This window comes from Nonomuraea basaltis, from assembly GCF_005893125.1.
GTDB lineage: Bacteria > Actinomycetota > Actinomycetes > Streptosporangiales > Streptosporangiaceae > Nonomuraea > Nonomuraea basaltis.
In genome coordinates, this window is sequence record NZ_VCJS01000002.1 from 70,087 (window position 1) to 90,510 (window position 20,424).

General features: G+C 72.6%; 18 protein-coding genes. 8 read left to right on the forward strand and 10 right to left on the reverse strand.

Annotated elements, in window-relative coordinates; translation table 11 throughout:
• The first annotated feature begins 78 nt into the window (after positions 1-78).
• The 4 genes from EJK15_RS01185 (at position 79) to EJK15_RS01200 (ending at position 6,929) form a co-directional block, all read left to right on the forward strand.
• The gene (locus EJK15_RS01185; RefSeq protein ID WP_138708451.1) at positions 79-1,221 is read left to right on the forward strand and encodes a pyridoxal-phosphate-dependent aminotransferase family protein; all 1,143 of its coding nucleotides are present in this window, start codon (positions 79-81) and stop codon (positions 1,219-1,221) included.
• On the forward strand, positions 1,218-4,013 hold the full coding sequence (locus EJK15_RS01190; protein WP_138708452.1) for an FAD-binding and (Fe-S)-binding domain-containing protein: 2,796 nt from the start codon (positions 1,218-1,220) through the stop codon (positions 4,011-4,013). Before EJK15_RS01185 ends, EJK15_RS01190 begins: the two co-directional genes overlap by 4 nt.
• Before the next feature lie 26 nt (positions 4,014-4,039).
• Positions 4,040-5,584: an SLC13 family permease gene (locus EJK15_RS01195; RefSeq protein ID WP_138708453.1), complete on the forward strand. Its 1,545-nt coding sequence runs from the start codon at positions 4,040-4,042 to the stop codon at positions 5,582-5,584.
• A gap of 307 nt (positions 5,585-5,891) precedes the next feature.
• Positions 5,892-6,929, forward strand: coding sequence for a LacI family DNA-binding transcriptional regulator (locus EJK15_RS01200; protein WP_138708454.1), 1,038 nt, complete (start codon positions 5,892-5,894; stop codon positions 6,927-6,929).
• A gap of 114 nt (positions 6,930-7,043) precedes the next feature.
• On the opposite strand, the gene EJK15_RS01205 is transcribed toward EJK15_RS01200, so the two are convergent.
• A complete protein-coding gene (locus EJK15_RS01205) occupies positions 7,044-7,598 on the reverse strand; it encodes a hypothetical protein (protein ID WP_138708455.1) in 555 nt (184 codons plus the stop codon).
• Positions 7,599-7,637: 39 nt separating this feature from the next.
• Positions 7,638-8,972: a cation:proton antiporter gene (locus tag EJK15_RS01210; RefSeq protein WP_240776691.1), complete on the reverse strand. Its 1,335-nt coding sequence runs from the start codon at positions 8,970-8,972 to the stop codon at positions 7,638-7,640.
• 202 nt (positions 8,973-9,174) lie between these two features.
• Here EJK15_RS01210 and EJK15_RS01215 point away from each other — a divergent pair, with 202 nt between their 5' ends.
• From EJK15_RS01215 to EJK15_RS01225, 3 genes are all read left to right on the forward strand, one after another.
• Entirely contained in the window at positions 9,175-9,621 is a 447-nt protein-coding gene (locus EJK15_RS01215; protein ID WP_138708456.1) for a CBS domain-containing protein, read from the forward strand.
• Complete coding sequence (locus EJK15_RS01220; protein ID WP_138708457.1) at positions 9,618-10,907, forward strand: ArsB/NhaD family transporter; 1,290 nt, start codon at positions 9,618-9,620, stop codon at positions 10,905-10,907. Before EJK15_RS01215 ends, EJK15_RS01220 begins: the two co-directional genes overlap by 4 nt.
• Before the next feature lie 82 nt (positions 10,908-10,989).
• Positions 10,990-12,153, forward strand: coding sequence for a class I tRNA ligase family protein (locus tag EJK15_RS01225; protein WP_171074040.1), 1,164 nt, complete (start codon positions 10,990-10,992; stop codon positions 12,151-12,153).
• Between the two features lie 79 nt (positions 12,154-12,232).
• On the opposite strand, the gene EJK15_RS01230 is transcribed toward EJK15_RS01225, so the two are convergent.
• From EJK15_RS01230 to EJK15_RS01255, 6 genes are all read right to left on the reverse strand, one after another.
• Positions 12,233-13,072 (reverse strand): universal stress protein, encoded by an 840-nt coding sequence (locus tag EJK15_RS01230; protein WP_138708458.1) that lies wholly within the window; start codon positions 13,070-13,072, stop codon positions 12,233-12,235.
• Positions 13,073-13,143: 71 nt separating this feature from the next.
• Positions 13,144-14,007 (reverse strand): sulfite exporter TauE/SafE family protein, encoded by an 864-nt coding sequence (locus EJK15_RS01235; RefSeq protein WP_138708459.1) that lies wholly within the window; start codon positions 14,005-14,007, stop codon positions 13,144-13,146.
• Positions 14,008-14,067: 60 nt separating this feature from the next.
• On the reverse strand, positions 14,068-14,667 hold the full coding sequence (locus EJK15_RS01240) for a rhodanese-like domain-containing protein (protein ID WP_138708460.1): 600 nt from the start codon (positions 14,665-14,667) through the stop codon (positions 14,068-14,070).
• A 133-nt stretch (positions 14,668-14,800) separates the two neighbouring features.
• Positions 14,801-16,135 (reverse strand): MBL fold metallo-hydrolase, encoded by a 1,335-nt coding sequence (locus EJK15_RS01245; protein WP_138708461.1) that lies wholly within the window; start codon positions 16,133-16,135, stop codon positions 14,801-14,803.
• Between the two features lie 76 nt (positions 16,136-16,211).
• A complete protein-coding gene (locus EJK15_RS01250; RefSeq protein ID WP_138708462.1) occupies positions 16,212-16,481 on the reverse strand; it encodes a metal-sensitive transcriptional regulator in 270 nt (89 codons plus the stop codon).
• A 73-nt stretch (positions 16,482-16,554) separates the two neighbouring features.
• Positions 16,555-17,607: an aldo/keto reductase gene (locus tag EJK15_RS01255; protein WP_138708463.1), complete on the reverse strand. Its 1,053-nt coding sequence runs from the start codon at positions 17,605-17,607 to the stop codon at positions 16,555-16,557.
• A 169-nt stretch (positions 17,608-17,776) separates the two neighbouring features.
• Here EJK15_RS01255 and EJK15_RS01260 point away from each other — a divergent pair, with 169 nt between their 5' ends.
• Positions 17,777-18,721: a DUF2157 domain-containing protein gene (locus EJK15_RS01260; protein WP_171074041.1), complete on the forward strand. Its 945-nt coding sequence runs from the start codon at positions 17,777-17,779 to the stop codon at positions 18,719-18,721.
• Between the two features lie 77 nt (positions 18,722-18,798).
• Here EJK15_RS01260 and EJK15_RS01265 read toward each other — a convergent pair whose 3' ends face one another.
• Together EJK15_RS01265 and EJK15_RS01270 are read right to left on the reverse strand one after the other, a co-directional pair.
• Complete coding sequence (locus tag EJK15_RS01265; RefSeq protein ID WP_138708465.1) at positions 18,799-19,770, reverse strand: aldo/keto reductase; 972 nt, start codon at positions 19,768-19,770, stop codon at positions 18,799-18,801.
• A gap of 63 nt (positions 19,771-19,833) precedes the next feature.
• Positions 19,834-20,301, reverse strand: a complete 468-nt coding sequence (locus EJK15_RS01270; RefSeq protein WP_138708541.1) for an anthrone oxygenase family protein — start codon at positions 20,299-20,301, stop codon at positions 19,834-19,836.
• Between the last annotated feature and the right edge of the window lie 123 nt (positions 20,302-20,424).

The following is a 20,424-nucleotide window of genomic DNA, read 5'->3' on the forward strand; positions in this document are numbered from 1 at the left end:
TCTGCGGGCCGAATTTAATGTTAGTGAACCGCTACACGGCACGTTGTGCCGTGACACGGCACGAAGGAGCAACACGACGTGGGCCGCCACTTCCTGCAGATCCCAGGACCGACCAACGTCCCCGACCGGGTGCTGCGCGCCATCGCCCAGCCCACGATCGACCACCGCGGCCCCGCCTTCGCCCGGCTGGCGCGCGAGCTGCTCGAACGGCTGAAGCCCGTCTTCGGCACCCGTCACGACGTCGTCGTCTACCCGTCGTCGGGGACGGGGGCGTGGGAGGCGGCGCTGGTCAACACGCTCTCGCCCGGTGATCGGGTGCTGGCGTTCGAGACCGGGCACTTCTCGACGCTGTGGTGCGAGATGGCCGCCCGGCTGGGTCTGGTCGTCGACCTGGTGCCGGGCGACTGGCGGCACGGCGCCGACCCGGACGCGATCGGCGATCTCCTCACCGGCGAGCACGCGGCCGTCATGGTGGTGCACAACGAGACCTCGACCGGCGTGCGCAGCCGCATCCCGGAGATCCGCGACGCCATCGACGCGACCGGGCATCCGGCGCTCCTGCTGGTGGACACGATCTCGTCGCTGGCCTCGATGGAGTACCGCCACGACGAGTGGGGCGTGGACGTGACCGTCGGCTGCTCGCAGAAGGGGCTCATGCTGCCGCCCGGCCTCGGGTTCAACGCCGTCGGGCCGAAGGCGCTGGCGCGCCGGGGGCGGCTGCCGCGCTCGTACTGGGACTGGGAGCCGATCATCGCGGCCAACCGGCAAGGGTTCTTCCCGTACACGCCGCCCACGAACCTGCTGTACGGGCTGCGCGAGGCGCTGATCATGCTGGAGGAGGAGGGCCTGCCGCAGGTGTTCGCCCGCCACGACCGGCACGCGGAGGCGACCCGCCGGGCGGTGCGGGCGTGGGGGCTGGAGGTGCTCTGCGCCGACGAGCGGGAGTACTCCAGCACGCTCACTGCGGTGCTCGTGCCTGACGGGCACGACGCCGACGCGGTCCGGCGGCACATCCTGGAGCGGTACGACATGTCGCTCGGCACCGGGCTCGGGCGGCTGGCTGGACGCGTGTTCCGAATCGGACATCTCGGCCATTTCAACGATCTGATGCTGGCGGGGACGCTTGGCGGGGTCGAGATGGGGCTGCTCGGGGCCGGGGTGCCGATCAAGGAGGGCGGAGTGCGCGCGGCACTGGCCTGCCTGGAGGAGGGCTCCGGATGAGCCTGGCGGGGAAGCTGTCGCCGCTGATCGGCGGTGACGTCAGGGACGATCCCTACACCAGGCACCTGTACTCGTCCGACGCCAGCATGTACGCCATCGAGCCGCTCGCCGTCGCCTTCCCCCGGGATGCCGGCGACGTGCAGGTCCTGGTGGCGGCGTGCGCGGAGCTGGGGGTGCCGGTGCTGCCGCGCGGGGCGGGCACCAGCCTGGCCGGGCAGACGGTGGGCGCGGCGTTGATCGTCGACTTCTCCCGGCACATGAACCAGATCATGGAGATCGACGGCCGCAGCGCGCGGGTGCAGCCGGGGGTCGTGCAGGACCAGCTCAACCGGGCGGCACGGCGGCACGGGCTGATGTTCGGTCCCGACACGTCGACCAGCAACCGGGCGACGATCGGCGGCATGATCGGGAACAACTCGGCGGGCAGCCACTCCGTCCGGTACGGCTCCACGATCGACCACGTCGAGTCGCTCCGCGTGGTCCTCGCCGACGCCACCACGCCCGATCTGGCCACCGACGCCCGGCTCACGTCGGAGGTGGCCGAGGTCCTCCGGGGGCTCGATCTGGCCGGGTTCCCGCGTTTCTGGCGGCACTCGGGCGGCTACCGCCTGGACCGGGCCATCGGCTCCTTCCCGGCCGGTGGCCTCCCGACCGGTGTGGATCTCACCAAGCTGATCGTCGGGTCGGAGGGGACGCTGGCCGTGGTGACCGAGGCCACGGTGGCGCTGGTGGAGCGGCCGCGGGCCAAGGCGATCGCCGTCGGGCACTTCACCTCCACGCTCGCCGCCGTGGCGGCCACCGCCGACGCCCTGGCCTTCGACGCCGCCTCGGTCGAGCTCATGGACAAGGCCATTCTCGACCTGTCCAGGCAGCGCGTGGACTACGCCGGGCTCGGCGGCATCCTGGAGGGCGACCCGGAGGCGCTGCTGTTCGTCGAGTTCTTCGGCGACACCCCGGCCGAGGTGGCCGACCGGGTGGACAAGCTGGCCGCCACCTGGAAGGCGAACGGCCACGGCTACCACACGCTCCGGGCCACCACCGACCGGCAGCAGCAGGCCGTGCTCAAGGTCCGCAAGGCCGGGCTCGGCCTGCTGATGGCCTCCAGCGTGGGAAGCCGCAGGCCGCTGGCGTTCGTCGAGGACACCGCCGTCCCGCCGGAGCGGCTGCTGCCGTACGTCGAGGAGTTCGGGCGCGTCCTCGAGGGCCACGGGCTGAAGGCCGGCTTCTACGGGCACTGCTCGGTCGGCTGCCTGCACATCCGCCCCTTCGTGGACCTGCGCGCGCCCGGCGAGATCGGCAGGATGCGCGCGGTCGCCGAGGAGATCGCCGAGCTGGCCGCCAGGCACGGCGGCGTGAACTCCAGCGAGCACGGCGACGGCCTGGCCCGCTCGGAGTTCAACCGGCGGCTGTTCGGCGACGAGATCTACGAAGCCATGCGGCGGGTCAAGCGGATCTTCGATCCCGGCGGGCTGCTGAACCCCGGCAAGATCGTGGACGCACCGCCGATGACCGCGCACCTGCGCGACCCGGGCCTGCCGGAGCCGCGCCCGCTGCGTACCACGCTGGCATTTGACGGAGGCATGCACGCCGCCGCCGACCGGTGCATGAACGTCGGCGTCTGCCGCAAGGACGACTCCGGGGTCATGTGCCCGTCGTACATGGCCACCCGCGAGGAGGAGCACTCCACCCGCGGCCGAGCCAACGCCCTGGTCAAGGCCCTGTCGTCGGCCGATCCCCGGCAGGCGATGGGCGACGAGCGGCTGCACGGGATCCTCGACCTCTGCCTGGAGTGCAAGGCCTGCCAGTCGGAATGCCCGCTGGGCGTGGACATGGCGGCGCTGAAGAGCGAGTTTCTCCACCAGTACCAGCAGGCCCACGGCGTACCGCTGCGCTCCCGTCTGTTCGGGGCGATCAGGACGCTCAACCGCCTGGGCTCGGCCACCGCGCCGCTGTCGAACCGGCTGGCCGCCCCCCTGCGCGGCCCGCTCGGCCTGAGCAGGCGGCGGCCGCTCCCCCGCTTCCGCCACGACAACCTGATCCGCTGGTTCCGGCGCAGGCCGGAGCCCGCGGGGGGCAGGGAGGTGATCCTGCTCGCCGACTCCTTCACCACCTACAGCGAGCCCGGAATCGGGAAGGCCGCCGTCGAGCTGCTGGAGCGCGCCGGCTACCGGGTACGGCTGGCCGCCGAGGGCTGCTGCGGCCGCTCCAGCATCTCCAAGGGCCTGCTCGAGCGGGCCAGGTCGATGGCCGGCGCGATGGTCGGTCAGTTGGCCGGTTCCGACGCGCCCATCGTCGGCCTGGAGCCGTCCTGCCTGCTCACGCTGAAGGACGAATACAGCGCCCTGCTGCCCGGCGACCCCAGGGTGGCCGCGGTGGCGGCCCGCGCCAGGCTCATTCCCGAGCTGCTCACGGAGGCGATCGACGACGGCTCGCTGACGCTGGGCGGCGCGCTGCGCGGGCGCAGGATCCTCCTGCACGGCCACTGCCACGAGAAGGCCGTCGTCGGCACCGGCGCCACGCGAGCACTGCTGTCCAGGATCCCCGGAGCGGAGGTGGAAGAGATCGACGCCGGCTGCTGCGGCATGGCCGGCTCGTTCGGCTTCGAGAGCGAGCACTACGACCTGTCCATGAGGATCGGCGGTCTCCGGCTCTTCCCGGCGATCGCCGCATCCTCGCCCGACACCCTGCTCGCGGCCACGGGGGTGTCGTGCCGCCAGCAGATCGCCCACGGCGCGGGACGCCCTGCCCGCCACCCGGTCGAGCTCCTTCATCAGGCGGCCGACCTGCCCTAACGTATCGGGGGAGAACGGAGTACGCAGTGTCCGCAGAGCTCCTGTCCATTCTCGCCCTCATCGTCATGTTCGTCGTGGCCACCCTCTTCCCCGTGAACCTGGGCGCGCTGGCCCTCGTCGGCGCGTTCCTCGTCGGGACGCTGGCCGCGGGCATGAGCACCGACGACATCATGGGGGCGTTCCCCGGCAGCCTGTTCGTGATCCTCGTCGGGGTGACGTTGCTGTTCGCCATCGCCACCAACAACGGGACGGTCGACTGGCTGGTACGCGCCGCCGTGCACCTGGTGCGCGGGCGGATCGCGGCCATCCCGCTGGTGGTGTTCGCCATCTCGGCGCTGCTCACGGCCGTGGGCGCGCCGGCTCCCGCGGTGGCGGCGATCCTGGCGCCCATCGCGTTCGGGTTCGCCGCCGACTACAAGATCCATCCGCTGCTGATCGGGCTCATGGTGGCGCACGGGACGCAGGCGGGCGCGTTCTCGCCGATCAGCGTGCTGGGCGGGATCGTGAACGGGGTGGCGAGGGACGCCAACCTGCCGACCAACAATGTGGTGCTGTTCCTGTCGAGCTTCGCGTTCAACGCCGCCGCGGCGGTGGCCGTCTTCTTCGTCTTCGGCGGCCCCCACCTGGTACGGCGCGGCGCCGTCGCCGTGCCGGGCCCGTCCGCCTCCGACGGCGCGCCTGCTCCCGGCGGCGTGCCCGCTCCGGAAGGCGTGCCCGCGCCCGGCGGCGCTTCCGAGCCCGGCGGCGCCTCCCGCGCCTCCGAGGCCGTCCGTGCCCCGGGAGGCGCCGGCTCGGCGGGAGACGGCACCACCTCTGAGACCGGGGACCCCGGCGCGGCGCCCGTGCCCGCAGCCACGGTCACCGCCGCGCCGGACCCCACCCCTGGCACTTCGTCCGCGCCCGCCACCGACCCCGGCACCCGCACGATCCCTGAGCCCGGCTCCGGTGCCGGGACCGCGAGCGGGCTCCGGCTCACGCCGCACCAGGCGCTGACGCTGACCGGGATCGTCGCGCTCTGCCTGGCGGTGCTGGTGTTCAAGCTGGACGTCGGCCTGACCGCCGTCACCGTCGCCGTCGTCCTCTCCCTCACCTCCCCCAAGGCGAACAAGAGCGCCGTCGAGAAGGTGGCCTGGCCGACCGTGCTGCTGATCTGCGGCGTCGTCACGTACGTGGGCGTGCTGCAGGAGATCGGCACCGTCGACTACGTCGGCACGTCCGTGGCCGCGATCGGCATCCCGCTGCTGGTGGCGCTGCTGATCTGCTACGTCGGCGGCGTCGTTTCCGCCTTCGCCTCGACGGTGGGCATCCTGGGCGCGCTGGTGCCGCTGGCCGTGCCGCTGCTGGGGACGGGCGCCCTGGGGCCGATCGCGATGATCGCGGCGCTGTCGGTGTCGTCGGCCATCGTGGACGTCAGCCCGTTCTCCACGACGGGTGCGCTGCTCGTGGCCAACGTCCGGGGCATGCATCGGGACGTGTTCTACCGCAGGCTGCTCGCGTACGGCGCGATGATCGTCGTGGCGGGCCCGCTCGCGGCCTGGGCCGTCCTGGTCGCGCCCGGCTGGCTCGGCTAGACGTTCGTCCCGGCGTCCGCGCCAGGCCGGGCTGTACCGACGGCTGGCGTCCGGGCGCGGGGACGGCACTATGATCATGACGCGGCATGGACTGCCGGCTGGTCCACTGTGTCTCGCCAGGCCCCACTACCACACCAGTAAATCGTTCCACAGGCGCGGTGGGCCGCATAGGCTATGATCACGCCGGTGGACACGGGTTCGACCTGTGACGATGCACCGCTCCAGGCATTGACACGATTCAAGTCCCGCTGCCGTGCCGATCGTCGGCACGGTGCGCCCGTGGTTCGCCCACCAGACACGAGGAACGATGTCGAGCATCAAAGAGGTGGCCCGGCTCGCCGGGGTATCCGTCGGCACCGTGAGCAACGCGCTCAACCGGCCCGACCTGGTAGCGCCAGAGACGCTGCGGCGGGTGCAGGCGGCGATCGCGCAGCTCGGCTACGTCCGTAACGGCTCCGCCCGGCAGCTGCGGGCCGGGCGCAGCCGGACCATCGCCGTGGTCGCGCTCGACCTGGCCAACCCGTTCTTCATCGACGTGCTCAGCGGCGTGGAGACCGCCGCGCACCGCGTCGGCGTCACCGTGATGGTCTTCAACAGCAGCAAGGACGCCGACCGCGAGGCCAGGCTGCTGGAGATGCTCGAGGAGCAGCGCCCCCTGGGCGTGCTCATCACCCCCGTGAGCGACGGCGGCCAGCAGGAACGGCTGGACCGGCTCATCGCCCGCGGCATCCCGGTGGTGCTGTTCGACAACTCCACCCGGCTCAGCTCGGGGTGCGCCGTCGCCGTGGACGACGTCCTCGGCGGCCGCCTGGCCGGGCGGCACCTGCGCGAGCGGGGGCACCGCCGCATCGCCTTCGCCGGCGGGCCGTTCACCGTCCGCCAGGTCGAGGACCGCCGTGACGGCCTGGCGAGCGTGCTCACCCGGGAAGAGACGCTGACCGTCATCCCGCTGCCCGACCTCAACGTCGCCACCGGCCGCACGGCCGGGCAGGAGATCGCCGGCCTGCCCCGCGCCGCGCGGCCCACCGCGGTCTTCTGCGCCAACGACCTGGTGGCGCTGGGCGTGCTGCAGGAGCTGACGCAGCGCGGCCTGCGGATCCCTGACGACGTGGCGATCCTCGGCTACGACGACATCGACTTCGCCGCCGCGGCGGCCGTACCGCTGTCGTCGATCCGGCAGCCGCGCGAGCAGATCGGCCTCACCGCCGCCCTGATGCTGCTGGAGGAGGCCGACCGGCTCGCCGGGCACCAGCACCGCCACGTCATCTTCCAGCCCGAGCTGGTGGAACGCACCTCCACCGCCCAGCTGCGGACCCCGCGGAAAGCGGAGAAGGCGGCGCGGTGACCGGCTGCTCGGCCGGCTGGAGGCGATGACCGGCTGCTCGGCGGGCTGGAGCAGGCCGGGCGGCGAGCCGGGCCTACGGTCACCGGTCGATGCAGGCCGGGATCCGGTTCGGGGTCAGGCGGGGCGGTCGTCAGCCCGGTCGAGGCGCTGATAAAGGCCGTACACGAAGCGGGCGTGGTAGTGCGTGCCCTCGTGGGTGAAGCCGACCGTCCAGTGGTGCGGGGCCGAGCCCTCCAGGTGGGAGGCCCCGGGGAAACTCGCGCCGACGTCGGCGACGACGCATCTCCAGGGGATCAGCTCCGCGAACGCCAGCGCCCTGCCGCCGCCGGGACGGACGAACCACTGGTTCCACACCTCGCCGCCGGGGCCGAGCAGGACCTCGAACTCCAGGTCCGGCCAGGAGGGCAGCCTCCAGCGGGCCACCTCGCACGTCAGGCTCCCGGCCGGTTTCACGCCCTCGTAGGCGGGCGGGCCGAGCACCATCCGTACCAAGGCCCGCCCCTTCGGGGCCCGCTCTGAGTGCAGCATGGCCGTCCATTGGGTGTGCGCGGCGCGGAGCTCGGCGCGGGAGGCGCCCATGGCCATGAGCGCGACCTCGACCCTCGCGGCGTCGAGGTCGCGCATGCGGTGCATCAGGGCCAGCTCGAACTGGCGAACTCCGAATTTCATGACCTCACCACCGATGATCGCGGGCCGGCTCAGCGCGCGTCACGACGGCGTCTCGTCCGCGCCCCGATCGGACGCGCCCCGATTGGTCCTGCGCAGCCGCCGCGCCACGCCGAACCAGGCGGGGACCTCCCGCTCGTCGTCGAAGCCGCGCGCCACCACGATGTCGGTGGAGGAGTGCAGCAGGATCGACAGCACGATGGTGACCGCGACGATCTGGAACACCTGCTGGGCGGCGGCGATGCCGGAGGCGAGCACGAGCAGGCCGTACACGACGGAGGCGAAGCCCTTGGGCCCGAACCAGGCCACCGCCGCCTGCTCGCGCATGGACAGGCCCGAGCGCAGGAAGGACAGCCAGATGGCGACCGGGCGGGCGAACACCAGCGCGAGGACCGCGAACAGCCAGCCCTGCCACCCCACCGAGCCGAGCAGCGCCGGCGTGATGAGCGCGCCGAACACCAGCAGCGCGGCCAGCTTGAACAGCTCGGCGATGAGCTCGCCGAAATGCTCGAACGACTCCCGCTGCCGGTGGCCGAAGGTCGCCACGGTGATCCCTGCCGAGAACGCGGCCAGGAACAGATTGCCGTGCGTGGCCTTGCCGAGCGCGAGCACGAGCAGGCCGATGGCCAGGGCGTTGAGCGGTTCGTACTGGGTGGAGGCGGAGAACCAGCGGGTCTGCTCCAGCTTGATCGCCAGCCACGGGACGGCGACCCCGATGAGGATGCCCACGCCTAGCTCCATGCCCAGCTCGCCGAGGTGGAGGTCCTCCGAGCCGGACGCGATCGCCAGGAAGAGGATGACGAACGGCAGCGCCAGCCCGTCGTTGACGCCGGACTCGACGTTGAGCAGCTGCCGCAGCCTCGGCGGCACCTTCTCGTTGCCGACCAGGGCGGCGGCGAAGACCGGGTCGGTGGGCGCCAGGATCGCGCCGACCAGCAGCGACTCGATCCAGCCCAGGCCGAGCAGGTAGTGCGCGCCGACGGCGGTGATGCCCAGGGTGAGCGGCAGGCCCCAGCCGAGCGCCCGCCCCGGCAGGCGCCAGGCGCTGCGCAGATCGGCCCAGCCCACCCGCATGCCGTCGGTGAACAGCACCGTGAACAGCGCCAGCTCGGCCAGCGTGGCGACGAGGTCGTCGCCGGGCCGCAGCGAGACCACGCCCAGCGCGCCGTCGCCGAGCACGAAGCCGGCCACCAGGAACAGCGCCGCCGTGGACAGGATGGTCCGGTGGGCCAGGCTCGACACCAGCACGGCCAGCAGGAGCAGGCCCGCGAACGCCGTCAGCAACGCGCCCATCAGCAGCACCGCAGGGAACTGGTCACGTGGGGCCTCCGGCCGGATCGTCGTCGAAATCTTTGCCGACCAGACTTCCCGGCGCACCGGCGCTTACCTTAACAGCAGCGGTGTCGCCCGCGCACAGGCGGATTCTTGACGCGTACCTCAGCAGGCCGCCGCCTCGGTCTTGCCAGGAGCAGCCGATCCCGCTCATTGCGATCTTGACGGTTCTTGATACGTTGTCTACTGGTGTGCCGGGAAGTCTGGTCGGCGGGTTCCTTATCCCTTATGTCCGAAGGATGTGCTCGTGCGCGCCCGAGACCTACTTGCCGACTTTCCCACGGTCGGCTTGGACTCCCCCATCATCGACGCGGCCAGGATGCTGGCCGATCAGGATCTGCCCGGCCTCATCGTCATCGAAGACGACGGCACGCCGTTCACGATCCTGCCCGGCACCGAGGTGCTCCGGCTGGCCGTGCCCACCTATTGCCAGGACGACCCCGCCCTGGCCCGGGTGGTGGACGAGGCGCACGCCGACGCCTTCCTGGGCGCGCTGAACGGCCGTACCGTGCGCGAGGCGCTGCCGCGGCAGCCGCGCGAGCTCCCGGTCACCGACCCCGACGCCACGGTGCTGGAACTGGCCGCGCTGATGGCCCGCACCCGCAGCCCGCTGGTCGCCGTACTCGGCGACGGGCGGCGATTGATCGGGGCCGTGACTCTGCAGGCGCTGCTGGACCGGGTGCTCGCGGGGTGAGCGCGCTCTCCTGGGTGAGCGTGGCGGTGTTCCTGGCCGCCTACGCGCTGATCGCCACCGAGAAGATCCACCGGGTCGCGGCCGCGCTGGGCGGCGCGGCGATCATGCTGCTGATCCACGCCACCAGCGCGGAGGCGGCCTTCTTCTCCGAGCACGCCGGGATCGACTGGAACGTGATCTTCCTGCTGCTCGGCATGATGATCATCGTCGGTGTCCTCAAGGAGACCGGCGTCTTCGAGTACCTGGCCATCTGGGCGGCCAAACGGGCGCGGGGCCGGCCGTTCCGGCTGATGGTGCTGCTGGTGCTCATCACCGCGATCGCCTCTGCGCTGCTGGACAACGTCACCACGGTGCTGCTCATCGCGCCGGTCACGTTCCTGGTGTGCGAGCGGCTCGCCCTCCGCGCCGCCCCCTTCCTGATCGCCGAGGCCATGGCCTCCAACATCGGCGGCGCGGCCACGCTGGTCGGCGATCCGCCGAACATCATCATCGCCAGCCGGGGTGGGCTGACCTTCAACGACTTCCTCGTGCACATGGCGCCTATGATCATCGTCCTGATGGTGGTGTTCGTCGGGTTGTGCTGGCTGCTGTTCGGCCGCACGTTCCGCTACGACCCGGAGCGCGCCGAGGCGATCATGGCGCTGGACGAGCGGGAGGCCATCGCCGACCGGCGGCTGCTGTGGCAGTCGCTGGCCGTGCTGGCGCTGGTGATGGCCGCGTTCGTGCTGCACCCGGTGCTGCACTACGAGCCGTCGATCGTGGCGCTGCTCGGGGCCGGGGTTCTGGTCGCGGTGACGAAGATCCGCACCGAGCAGGCCATCGCCGAGGTGGAGTGGCCCACGCTCGTGTTCTTCGCCGGGCTGTTCGTCATGGTCGGCGCCCTGGTCGAGACCGGCGTCATCGGCGCGCTGTCCAAGGCCGCGGTCGCGGCGACCGCCGGGCAGCCGGAGCTGACCACGATGGGGCTGCTCGGCATCTCGGCCGTGCTGTCGGCCATCGTGGACAACATCCCGTACGTCGCCACGATGAGCCCGATCGTGGAGCAGCTCGTGCAGGCGGGCGGTGGCGACGGCCCGGCGCAGGTGCTGTGGTGGTCGCTGGCCTTCGGCGCCGACCTGGGCGGCAACGCCACCGCGGTGGGCGCCGCGGCCAACGTGGTCGTGCTCGGCATCGCCGCCCGCAACGGCACCCCGATCAGCTTCTGGCACTTCACCAAGTACGGCCTGATCGTCACGGTGGTGACCGTGGTCCTGGTCGCGCCATACCTGTGGCTGCGCTACCTCTGACAACGGATCCGCGCTCGGGGCGCCGAGGCCGCGCCCGTGCCCGTGTTCGTGACGCCGGCGCTCACCGCCCGGTAGCCTCCAAATGCCTGAGCGTGACCGCGCCGGCCTGAAGGAGAACGACGTGTCCAACGCCACCGGACCCATCAGCCCTCCCGCCGTCCTCGGCGGCCGGCCGCTGCCGCTGGTGGGCCGTGCCCGCATGTACGTGTGCGGGATCACCCCGTACGACACCACGCATCTCGGGCACGCCCGGACATTCGTGTGGGCCGACGTGGCGGCCCGGGTGCTGCGGCACGCAGGTGTGCGGGTGGAGGTGTGCCGGAACGTCACGGACGTCGACGACGTGCTGACCAGCGCGGCGCGGCGGGCCGGCAGTCCGTACGACAGTTTCGCCGCGGTCCAGCAGTTCCACTTCGACCACGACATGGCGGCGCTGGGCGTGGCCCCGGTCACGTACGAGCCGCGGGCGCACAACCACGTCGCGCAGGTCATCGCGCTCGCCGCCGCGCTGGTCGACGCGGGGCACGCCTACGCACACGACGGCGCCGTGCACTTCCGGGGCGCGGGCGTGCCGGAGCGAGCCGGCCTCGGCAGGGACGCCGCGCTGCGCCTGCTCACCGAGTACGGCGACGACCCGGCCGCCCCCGGCAAACGCGACCCGCTCGACGTCGTCGTGTGGACGCCGTCCGGGGCGGGCGAACCGGCCTGGCCCAGCCCATGGGGCTCGGGCCGTCCCGGCTGGCACGCGGAGTGCGCCGCCATGGCCCTGACCACGCTCGGGCCGGCGCTGGACGTGCACGTGGGCGGCACCGATCTGCGCTTTCCGCATCACGCCTACGAGTCGGCGATGGCCGAGGCCGTGACCGGTGTACGGCCGTTCGCGCGGGCGTGGCTGCATGTCGGGATGGTGCGCGTGGACGGCGCCAAGATGGCCAAGTCGGCGGGCAACCTGGTCTTCACCGCCGACCTGCTGCGCCGCTACCCCGCGGCGGCGCTGCGGCTGATGCTGCTCGATCATCCGTGGGCCGACGACTGGGCCTACACGCCGGACGCCTGCGACGTGGCCGCCGCCCGGCTGGAGCGCCTGAACACGGCCGCCGGCGCCCCGGGGACCTCGGTGGCCGCACGCGACGCCGCCGTGCGCGCGTTGCTGGACGACCTGGACGTACCTGCCGCCCTGCGCATCGCCGAGACGGAAGGCGGCCTCACCGCCCGCACGATCCTCGCCGTCCTGGCCCTCACCTGACGGCAGCCGACCCAGGAAACAGCGCCACGGCGACGCCGTAGAGCGCGCGGGTGCTGGAGTTCCTCCGCGCGAGCCTCGCTCACACCCCTGAGCCGCGGGGCCGTACCACCGCGATCGGGCAGGTCAGGTGGTGCAGCACCGCGTGGCTGACCGAGCCGAGCACCGCGGAGGCGAAGCCGCCCAGCCCGCGCGAGCCCAGCACCACCAGGTCGGCCGTCTCGCCCGCCTTGATCAGGACGCTCACCGGATGCCCCCGTGCCTGGTCGTCGGTGATCCGGACGTCGGGATACTTCGCCCGCCACGGCGCCACCCGCTCAGCCGCCGCCCGGGCCTGCTGCTCGTAGGCCTCATCCAGCAGGACGTAGTAAGCGGGCGCGTACGGCGAGTACACCGGGACCTGCCAGGCGTAGACGACGTGCAGCGGGACGCGGCGGGCCCGGGCCTGGTCGACGGCGTACTGGATGGCCGCGTCGGAGTGTCCGGAGCCGTCGTCGCCGACGACCACCAGCCCGTGCTGCACCACGGAGGGCCGGCGGACGATCACGACCGGCCCGGTGGCGTGCCCGGCGACGCCCAGGCCGACCGAGCCGAGGATCATCCCGGCGAACCCGCCGAGTCCCCGGCTGCCCAGCACCACGCTGTCCGCGGACGCCGACTCGCCGATCAGGGTGTCGATCACGTTCCCGGGCAGCAGCTCCGTGGTCACCTCGACGTCGCGCGTCAGGGCACGTGCCCGGTCGCCGGCCGCGGCCAGCTTCCCGGCGCAGGAATCGGTCCCGTTCGCGGCGTAGGGCCACTGCTGGCAGACGTGTACGATCCGCAGGCTCAGCCCTCTGCGCTGCGCGTCGGCGGCGGCCCACTCCACGGCTGCGGTCGCCGGCGCGGATCCGTCCACGCCGACCATGATGTGCCTGGTCATCACGCACCTCCTCCGCTCTCACCTCCAGTTTCGCGCGGTGGCGACCCGGCCGCTCCCAGATCGGCGGGCGGTCATGTCCTTCCCGGGGTGCGGGCGCCCGTCCGGAAGACCTTGCGGCACAGGACCCCGGCGATCACGGCCGTGACTGCGATCGGCACGCCGAGGACCCAAGGGGTGTGGAACAGCGCGGCTGGCGCCTGCTGGAGGATCACGAAGGCGCCCATGACGAGGACGAACCAGCCGAACGCCCTGCGCAGGCGGTCGGCGTCCAGGCGACCGGCGAGAACGCCCCCGACGAGCCCGCCGGCGACGGCCGCCCCGGTCACCGGCAGCGCCAGCGACCAGTCGACGGGCACGCTGTGCAGGTACCCGGCCAGCCCGGCCACCGACTTCATCGCGATGACGAGCAGCGAGGTGCCCACCGCCACGCCCATGGGCAGCCCGCCGAGCAGCACCAGCGCGGGCACCACCAGGAACCCTCCCCCGGCCCCGACGAGCCCCGTCACCAGGCCGACCACGGCGCCTTCGGCGATCACGTGCACGATGGGCAGGTCCCGCCGGGGTGGCGCGACAGCCGGGGCGCGGCGGTCGCGGATCATGGCGATGGCGGTGGCCAGCATCATCGCCGCGAAGGCCGCCATCAGCAGCGCCTCGGGCAGGTGCGGGCCGATCAGCCCGCCGCCGTACGCGCCCGCCATGCCCGCCGCGCCGAAGACCAGCCCGGTCCGCCAGCGGATCCGCCCGGCCCTGGCGTGCCCGATGGCGGTGACGCCGCTGGTGACGGCCACGATGAACAGCGACATGGCGATGGCCGTCTTGGCCGGGACCCCGGCGAGGTAGACCAGCACCGGCACGGCCAGGATCGACCCCCCGCCGCCGAACAGGCCGAGCGCGATGCCGATCAGGACGGCGGCGGCAAGGGTCAGGGCGATCAAGCATACCCCCTGGGGTATAGGCAGGTCATGGGTCGGCACGTAGTACGGACGAGTGGCCGGTCAGGCGCCGCGCTGCCGGACGACGGCATCCGCGCTCGACCGCCCGCCGCGTAGCCGTGCGATGGCGGCTTCGACGTCCGCCCCGCCGACCCTGTTGTAGGGCAGCTTGGACAGCAGCAGCCCCATGGTGCAGGTGTTGGTGAGGGCGGCGACGGTCAGCCCACCGCCGATGAACGCCGCCACGAGCGCGGCCGCGGGCACCCAGAAGCCGGCCACGGCAGCGGTGAACACGATGCTCCCGGCGACGAGGCGGACCTGCCGCTCCAGCGCCCACCGCGGGCGGCCCCGGTTGACGGGACCTCCGGCCGCGATCCAGGCGTTCATGCCGCCGTCCAGGACCGCGACGTCCGCGAGCCCGGCCCCGGCCAGAGCCGTCCTGGCACGCTCGGCGCGGTTGCCGGACTGGCAGATGAGCAGCATGCGCCCGCCCGCGCTGGTGACGATGCGCCGCAGGTGCGCGTCCACCTGGTCCAGCGGCAGGTTGACGGCCCCGTCGATGTGCGCGGACTCGAACTCTGCCGGGGTGCGGACGTCCACGACCAGGACGTAGGGGTCGGCCGCGATCAGGGATCGGGCGGAGGTGGGGTCGATGTGGGACAAGGGTGTCGCTCCGTTTCAGAGTGCTGCTCGGTTCGTGGGGCCGTTCGGCTCGAGGGAGCCGCCCGGTTCAAAGCGGCCGGTCGTTTTGGGGCAGGCGGCCTGGTTCGTACGCAGGGCCGCCGGTCTTTTTCGGTCAGGCGGCTTGGTTCGTACGCAGGGCTTCGACGACGTCGGGGATCCCCGCGCCGGTGAGCGCGACGGGCCGGTATCCCTGGCGGGCCAGCTCGCTCGCGGCGATGGCCGCCCGGCGTCCGGAGCCGCAGGCGACGAGCACGGGCCGCGACCGGTCCAGCTCGGCGGGAACGCCCTCGGTGAACAGGTCGGGCAGGAAGCGCTCCACCGCGCCCTCGAAGCGGACGTCCTCCCGCTCGTTCGGCATGCGCACGTCCAGGAGCTGGGCGCCGGGCTGCGCGAGCAGGGTCGCGAAGGCCGGCAGCTCCGCCAGCGAGTACGCCTGCCCGGCGGCCTCGCCCAGGTCGCGGACGACCCCCTGGACGGTGTCGATGCCGATCCGCGCGAGCTGGGTGACGGCCTCGGCGACGTCCTGGCCCGGCTCGGCGACCAGCGTGATCGGCTCTTGGTACGGCAGCAGCCAGCCCGCCCAGCTGCCGAAGTCGTCGCTCAGCTCGATCCCGAGCGAGCCGGGCAGCATGCCACCGGCCTGCGCCTGCCGGGGCCGGATGTCGACGACGTGCGTGCCGTCCGGCGCCCGGTCGAGCTCGGGGACCCGTACGGACGGCATGGGCGGCACGCCGGCGGTGTTGGCCGGCCCCATGTGCCGGTAGAAGGCCGGGATCGGCATCGGCGCGGCCAGCAGCCGGTCGGCGAACTCCTCCACCTCCTCGATGGCCAGCAGCGGATTGTCCTCCGCCTCCGCCCCGATGCTGGAGGTGAACCGGCCCGCACCGGTCGCCGTGCAGAACGACCCTTCGCCGTGCGTCGGGAACAGCCCGGCCTCGGGCGGCAGCGCCGCCAGCCGGCGCAGCGAGCCGTGCTGGAGGCGGGCCAGTGAGCGGGCGCGTCCGGGGCCGAGCAGGTCGGGCCGCCCGGCGGAGGCCACCAGCAGGCTGCCGCCCGAGAACACCGCCACCGGCTCCCCGTCGACGAGCACCAGGTAGCTGGTGTGCTCGGGCGTGTGCCCCGGCGTGTGAACCGGGCGGATCGTCAGCCCGCCGCCGCCCTCGATGTCCTCCAGGTGGAAGGCCGCCGTGTGCCGGTAGGCCGCCGCCGCGGCGGCCGGCAGCACCAGCTCGGCCCCGGTGCGCCGCGCGGCCTGCTGACCGCCCGAGACGTAGTCGTTGTGCAGGTGCGTCTCCAGCACGAACCGCAGCTCCACGTCCCGCTCGGCCGCCGCCCGCAGGAAGCGGTCGATGTCGCGCTGCGGGTCGACCAGGATCCCCTTGCCGTCGTGCGACAGCAGGTACGTCTGGTCGCCGAGGCCAGGGGTCCGGAACGTCGTGACATCCATGTGCGTCCATCCTCTCCATACCCCAGGGGGTATCCAAAAGACATAAAAGGGGCCCGCATGAGCCCCGGGAGGCCGCTCAGGCCAGGGCGAGGAAGAGCTTCTCCAGCTCGGCCAGGCTCATCGGCGGCTCCTCCCCGCGATCCTGGGCCGCCTGGCAGTGCCGCAGCCCACTCGCGACGATCTTGAATCCGGCGCGGTCCAGCGCCTTGGAGACGGCGGCGAGCTGGGTGAGCACCTTCGCGCAGTCCTCCCCCGCGTCGATCATCGCGATCACGCCGGCCAGCTGGCCATGCGCCCTGCGCAGCCGGGTCACCGCGTCACCCACCATGCTCTCGTTCAGCTCCATGGAGCCGAAGGTACCCCAGGGGGTATGCGGCACGCAAACGGGCGGCCGCCGGCGAGCGGCCGCCCGGGCGCGTTCAGCCTGCGTGGACGAGGGATTCGATGGGCGGGTTCAGGCGGGAGAAGCCCTCCTGGCTCCGGTACGGGTAGTAGGGGTACGCGGCCGTGGCGGTGCTGGCGGCGTCGAGCCTGGCCACCTGGTCGCGGGTGAGGCTCCACCCGACGGCGCCCAGGTTGTCGCGCAACTGCTCCTCGTTGCGCGCGCCGACGATGACCGAGGCCACGGTCGGCCGCTGGAGCAGCCAGTTCAGCGCGACCTGCGGTACGGTCCTGCCGGTCTCCCCGGCGATCTCGTCGAGGATGTCGACCACCGTGTAGAGGCGCTCGTCGTCGACCGGCGGGCCGAAGGCGGCGGTGCGGTGCAGCCTGCTGCCCTCGGGAAGCGGGCGGCCGCGCCGGATCCTGCCGGTGAGGCGGCCCCAGCCGAGCGGGCTCCACACGAGGGCGCCGACGCCCTGGTCGAGGCCGAGCGGCATCAGCTCCCACTCGTAGTCGCGGCCGACCAGGGAGTAGTAGACCTGGTGGGCCACGTAGCGCGGGTAGCCGTACCGGTCCGCCGTCGCGAGCGACTTCATGAGCTGCCAGCCGGAGAAGTTGGACACGCCGACGTACCGGAGCTTCCCGGCCCGGACCAGGTCACCGAGCGTGGACAGCACCTCCTCGATCGGTGTGGCCGCGTCGAAGGCGTGCAGCTGGAACAGGTCGATGTGGTCGGCGCCGAGGCGGCGCAGCGCGTCGTCGACCACCTTGATCAGGCGGGGTCGCGAGGTGCCCGCGTCGTGCGGGCCGTCGCCCGTGGGCAGCCCGGCCTTGGTCGAGATGAGGAGCCGGTCACGCCGCCCCTTGATCGCCTGGCCGAGCACCTCCTCGGAGGCCCCGTCGGAGTAGACGTCGGCGGTGTCGAACATGGTGACCCCCGCGTCGAGGGCGATGTCCACGAGCCGGCCGGCCTGCGCCACGTCGGTGTTGCCCCACGCGCCGAACAGCTCGCCCTTGCCACCGAACGTCCCGGCGCCGAAGCTCAGCGCGGGGACCTTGAGCCCGGACGCGCCCAACTGCCGATATTCCATGATTTCCATTCTTTAACGGGTCAATATTTCCGTTAAGAGCATAGCGCACTAACGGGATAACTGTTCCATTAGATGTTCGTGGACCGGCCGCGGCCGACCCGGCAGGATGAGCCGGCGATCGGGCCGCCCTGGGCCTGTAAGGCGACGCAGGACGGGTAAGGAGCACGAGGTGACCAAGACGCGGGACGAAGTGCTTCAGCGGCTCGTACGCGAGGGCGTGCTCTCCGCCGAGCAGGCCATGGCCGTGCGGGACGCGCTCGACGAGGCGGCGCCGCGGCCCGCGCGGGCGCGGTGGGCGGAGGTGGCCGGGTACGTCGGCGGCGGCCTGCTGCTGGCCGGGGCGCTCTCCCTGGTGGGCACGTCGTGGGAGGACCTGACGCACACCGCGCGGATCGTCATTCTGCTGGCCACCACCGCGGCGCTGCTCGCCGCCGGGATCGCGCTGGCCGGCACCCGGCCGCGGGAGCAGACGGCCACCGTACGGGGCCGCTCCGGCTCGGTGGCGCTGGCGCTCGCCTCGGGCACGGCCGCGCTGGCCGCAGGAGAGATCGCCGGCGCTCACGAGTCGATGATCGCGGCGGTGGCGGGCCTGGTGGTGGCCGTGGGCGGATATGCCGTGCTGCCCGCCGTGCCCGGGGCGCTCGCGTGCGCGGGGTTCGCCGCGCTCGCCGCCGGGGCGGTCGCCGGCGAGATCACGGACGGCTCCGCCCTGGGGGTCGGAGTGTCGCTCGTCGCCACGGGCGTGCTGTGGACCGCGCTGGTGCTGGCCGGCGTGATCGGGCAGCGGCGGCTGGGGCTGGGGCTCGGCGCGGCCATCGCCCTGCTCGGAGGCCAGTGGGGGCTCGGCGATGCGGACGGGACCGCCTGGGCGTACGGGCTGACGTTCGCCGTGGCCGTGGGCTGTCTGGTGCTGTACCGGTGGGAACGGGCGTGGGTGCTGCTCGTGGCCGGCGTGGCCGGGTTCACGCTGTCCATGCCGGAGGCGATCTGGGACTGGACCGACGGCGCGGTCGGCGGCTCGCTCGTCCTTATGATCGCGGGCGCCGTCCTCGTCGCCTCCTCCGTGCTCGGCATCCGGCTGCACCGCGCGTCACGCTCGGGGACGGATGGCTGAGCGGGAGGTCGCCTGCTCCCCCGGTCGTCCATCGGGCAGTCCGGCGACGTGGAGTCGCGGAGGCTCGCAGGGGCGGATCAGTGCCGTTCGTCGAGGAGGCCCTCGGCGCGCAGGCCGGCCCACAGTAGCTCGGGGATCTCCGCCTCGAAGGACTCGGCGTTGCGGCGCGCCTCCTCGGACGAGCGCATGCCGACCACGATGCCGGCGACGACCGGGTGACGCAGCGGGAACGCCATCGCCGCCTGCGGCAGCGTCACGCCGTGCGCCTCGCAGACGTCGGCGATGCGGTGCGCCCGCTTCAGCAGCTCTGCGGAGGCCGGCTCGTAGTCGAAACGCGCGCCGGGGGCCGGCCGCGGCGTGGCGAGCAGGCCGGAGTTGAAGATCGAGGCGGCCAGCAGGGACACTCCGCGCTCGGCGCAGGCGGGCAGCAGGTCGTCGAGGGCGCGCTGGTCCAGCAGCGTGTAGCGGCCGGACAGCATCACCACGTCGACGTCGGTCTCCGCGACGAGCCTGGTGAGCTTGACGTTGTCGTACATGCCCGCGCCGACGGCGCCGACCACGCCCTCCGCGCGCAGCTCGGCGAGCGCCGGGTAGCCGTCGCGCAGCGCGGCCTCGAAGTGCTGCTCCGCGTCATGCAGGAACAGCATGTCGATCCGGTCGACGCCCATGCGGGCGAGGGAGTCCTCGACGCTGCGGCGCACGCCGTCGCGCGAGAAATCCCACACGCGGCGGTGCGTCGCCGGCACCTGGAAGCTCTCGTCCATGCGGCCCGCCGCCTCCTGCGGGACGAGCAGCCTGCCCACCTTCGTCGACAGGGTGAACTCCGCCCGGGGCTTCGTACGGAGGAACTCGCCGATCCTGCGCTCGGAGTGGCCGATCCCGTAGTGCGGCGAGGTGTCGAAGTAGCGGATCCCGGCGTCCCAGGCCGCCGCCAGCGCCCCGGCGGCGGTGTCGTCGTCCAGGGGCTCGAAGAGCCCGCCGAGCGGCCCGCCGCCGAACCCCAGCTCCGTCACCTCGATCGCGCCGCGCCCCAGGCGGTCGGTCCTCATCCCGCGAACCCCTCCTCGTCTCCGACATTCCGCAACATGATCGTACCGGCCGCCCGAGATCGGTCACCGGGTGAGCGCCCAGGCGAGCAGGCCGAAGGCGGTCGTGGAGGTGATGACGCGGATGATGTTCCAGCTCCGCCAGCGCGCCTCGTCGAACCTCTTGCGGACAGCGGCGAGGTCGATCCCGTCGGGGTCCCCGGCCGCCTTGATCGCGTCGTTGCGCGGCACGTTGACGGCGACGGTGATGACGAACGTGATGGCGTACAGGATGAGCGCCGCCACGATCCAGGGCAGGGCCGGCCGGCCGGCGTGAGTGATCGCGGCGAGAACGGTGAAGACCAGCGCGCCGAAGAAGCCGCCGCCCAGGAACCACGGGTTGATGATCGCCCGGTCGATGGCCTGGAACGCGCCGACGAAGGTGCGGTCGTCTGTCCTGCCGAGGCCTGGCATGATCGTATGGGCGTACAGGCCGAACACCCCCGCCACGAGCCCTGTCGAGATCGTGGCGGCCATCAGCGCGATGATCCGCATCACTTCCACGTGTCCTCCAAGCGGGCGAAGGATCGGCTCAGGGGCTCACATCGCGTTCTCGTGGGCCTGTCGCCGGGCTGTCGCGTGCGGCCCGCCAGGAGAGCACGGGGCGGGGTCCTTCCA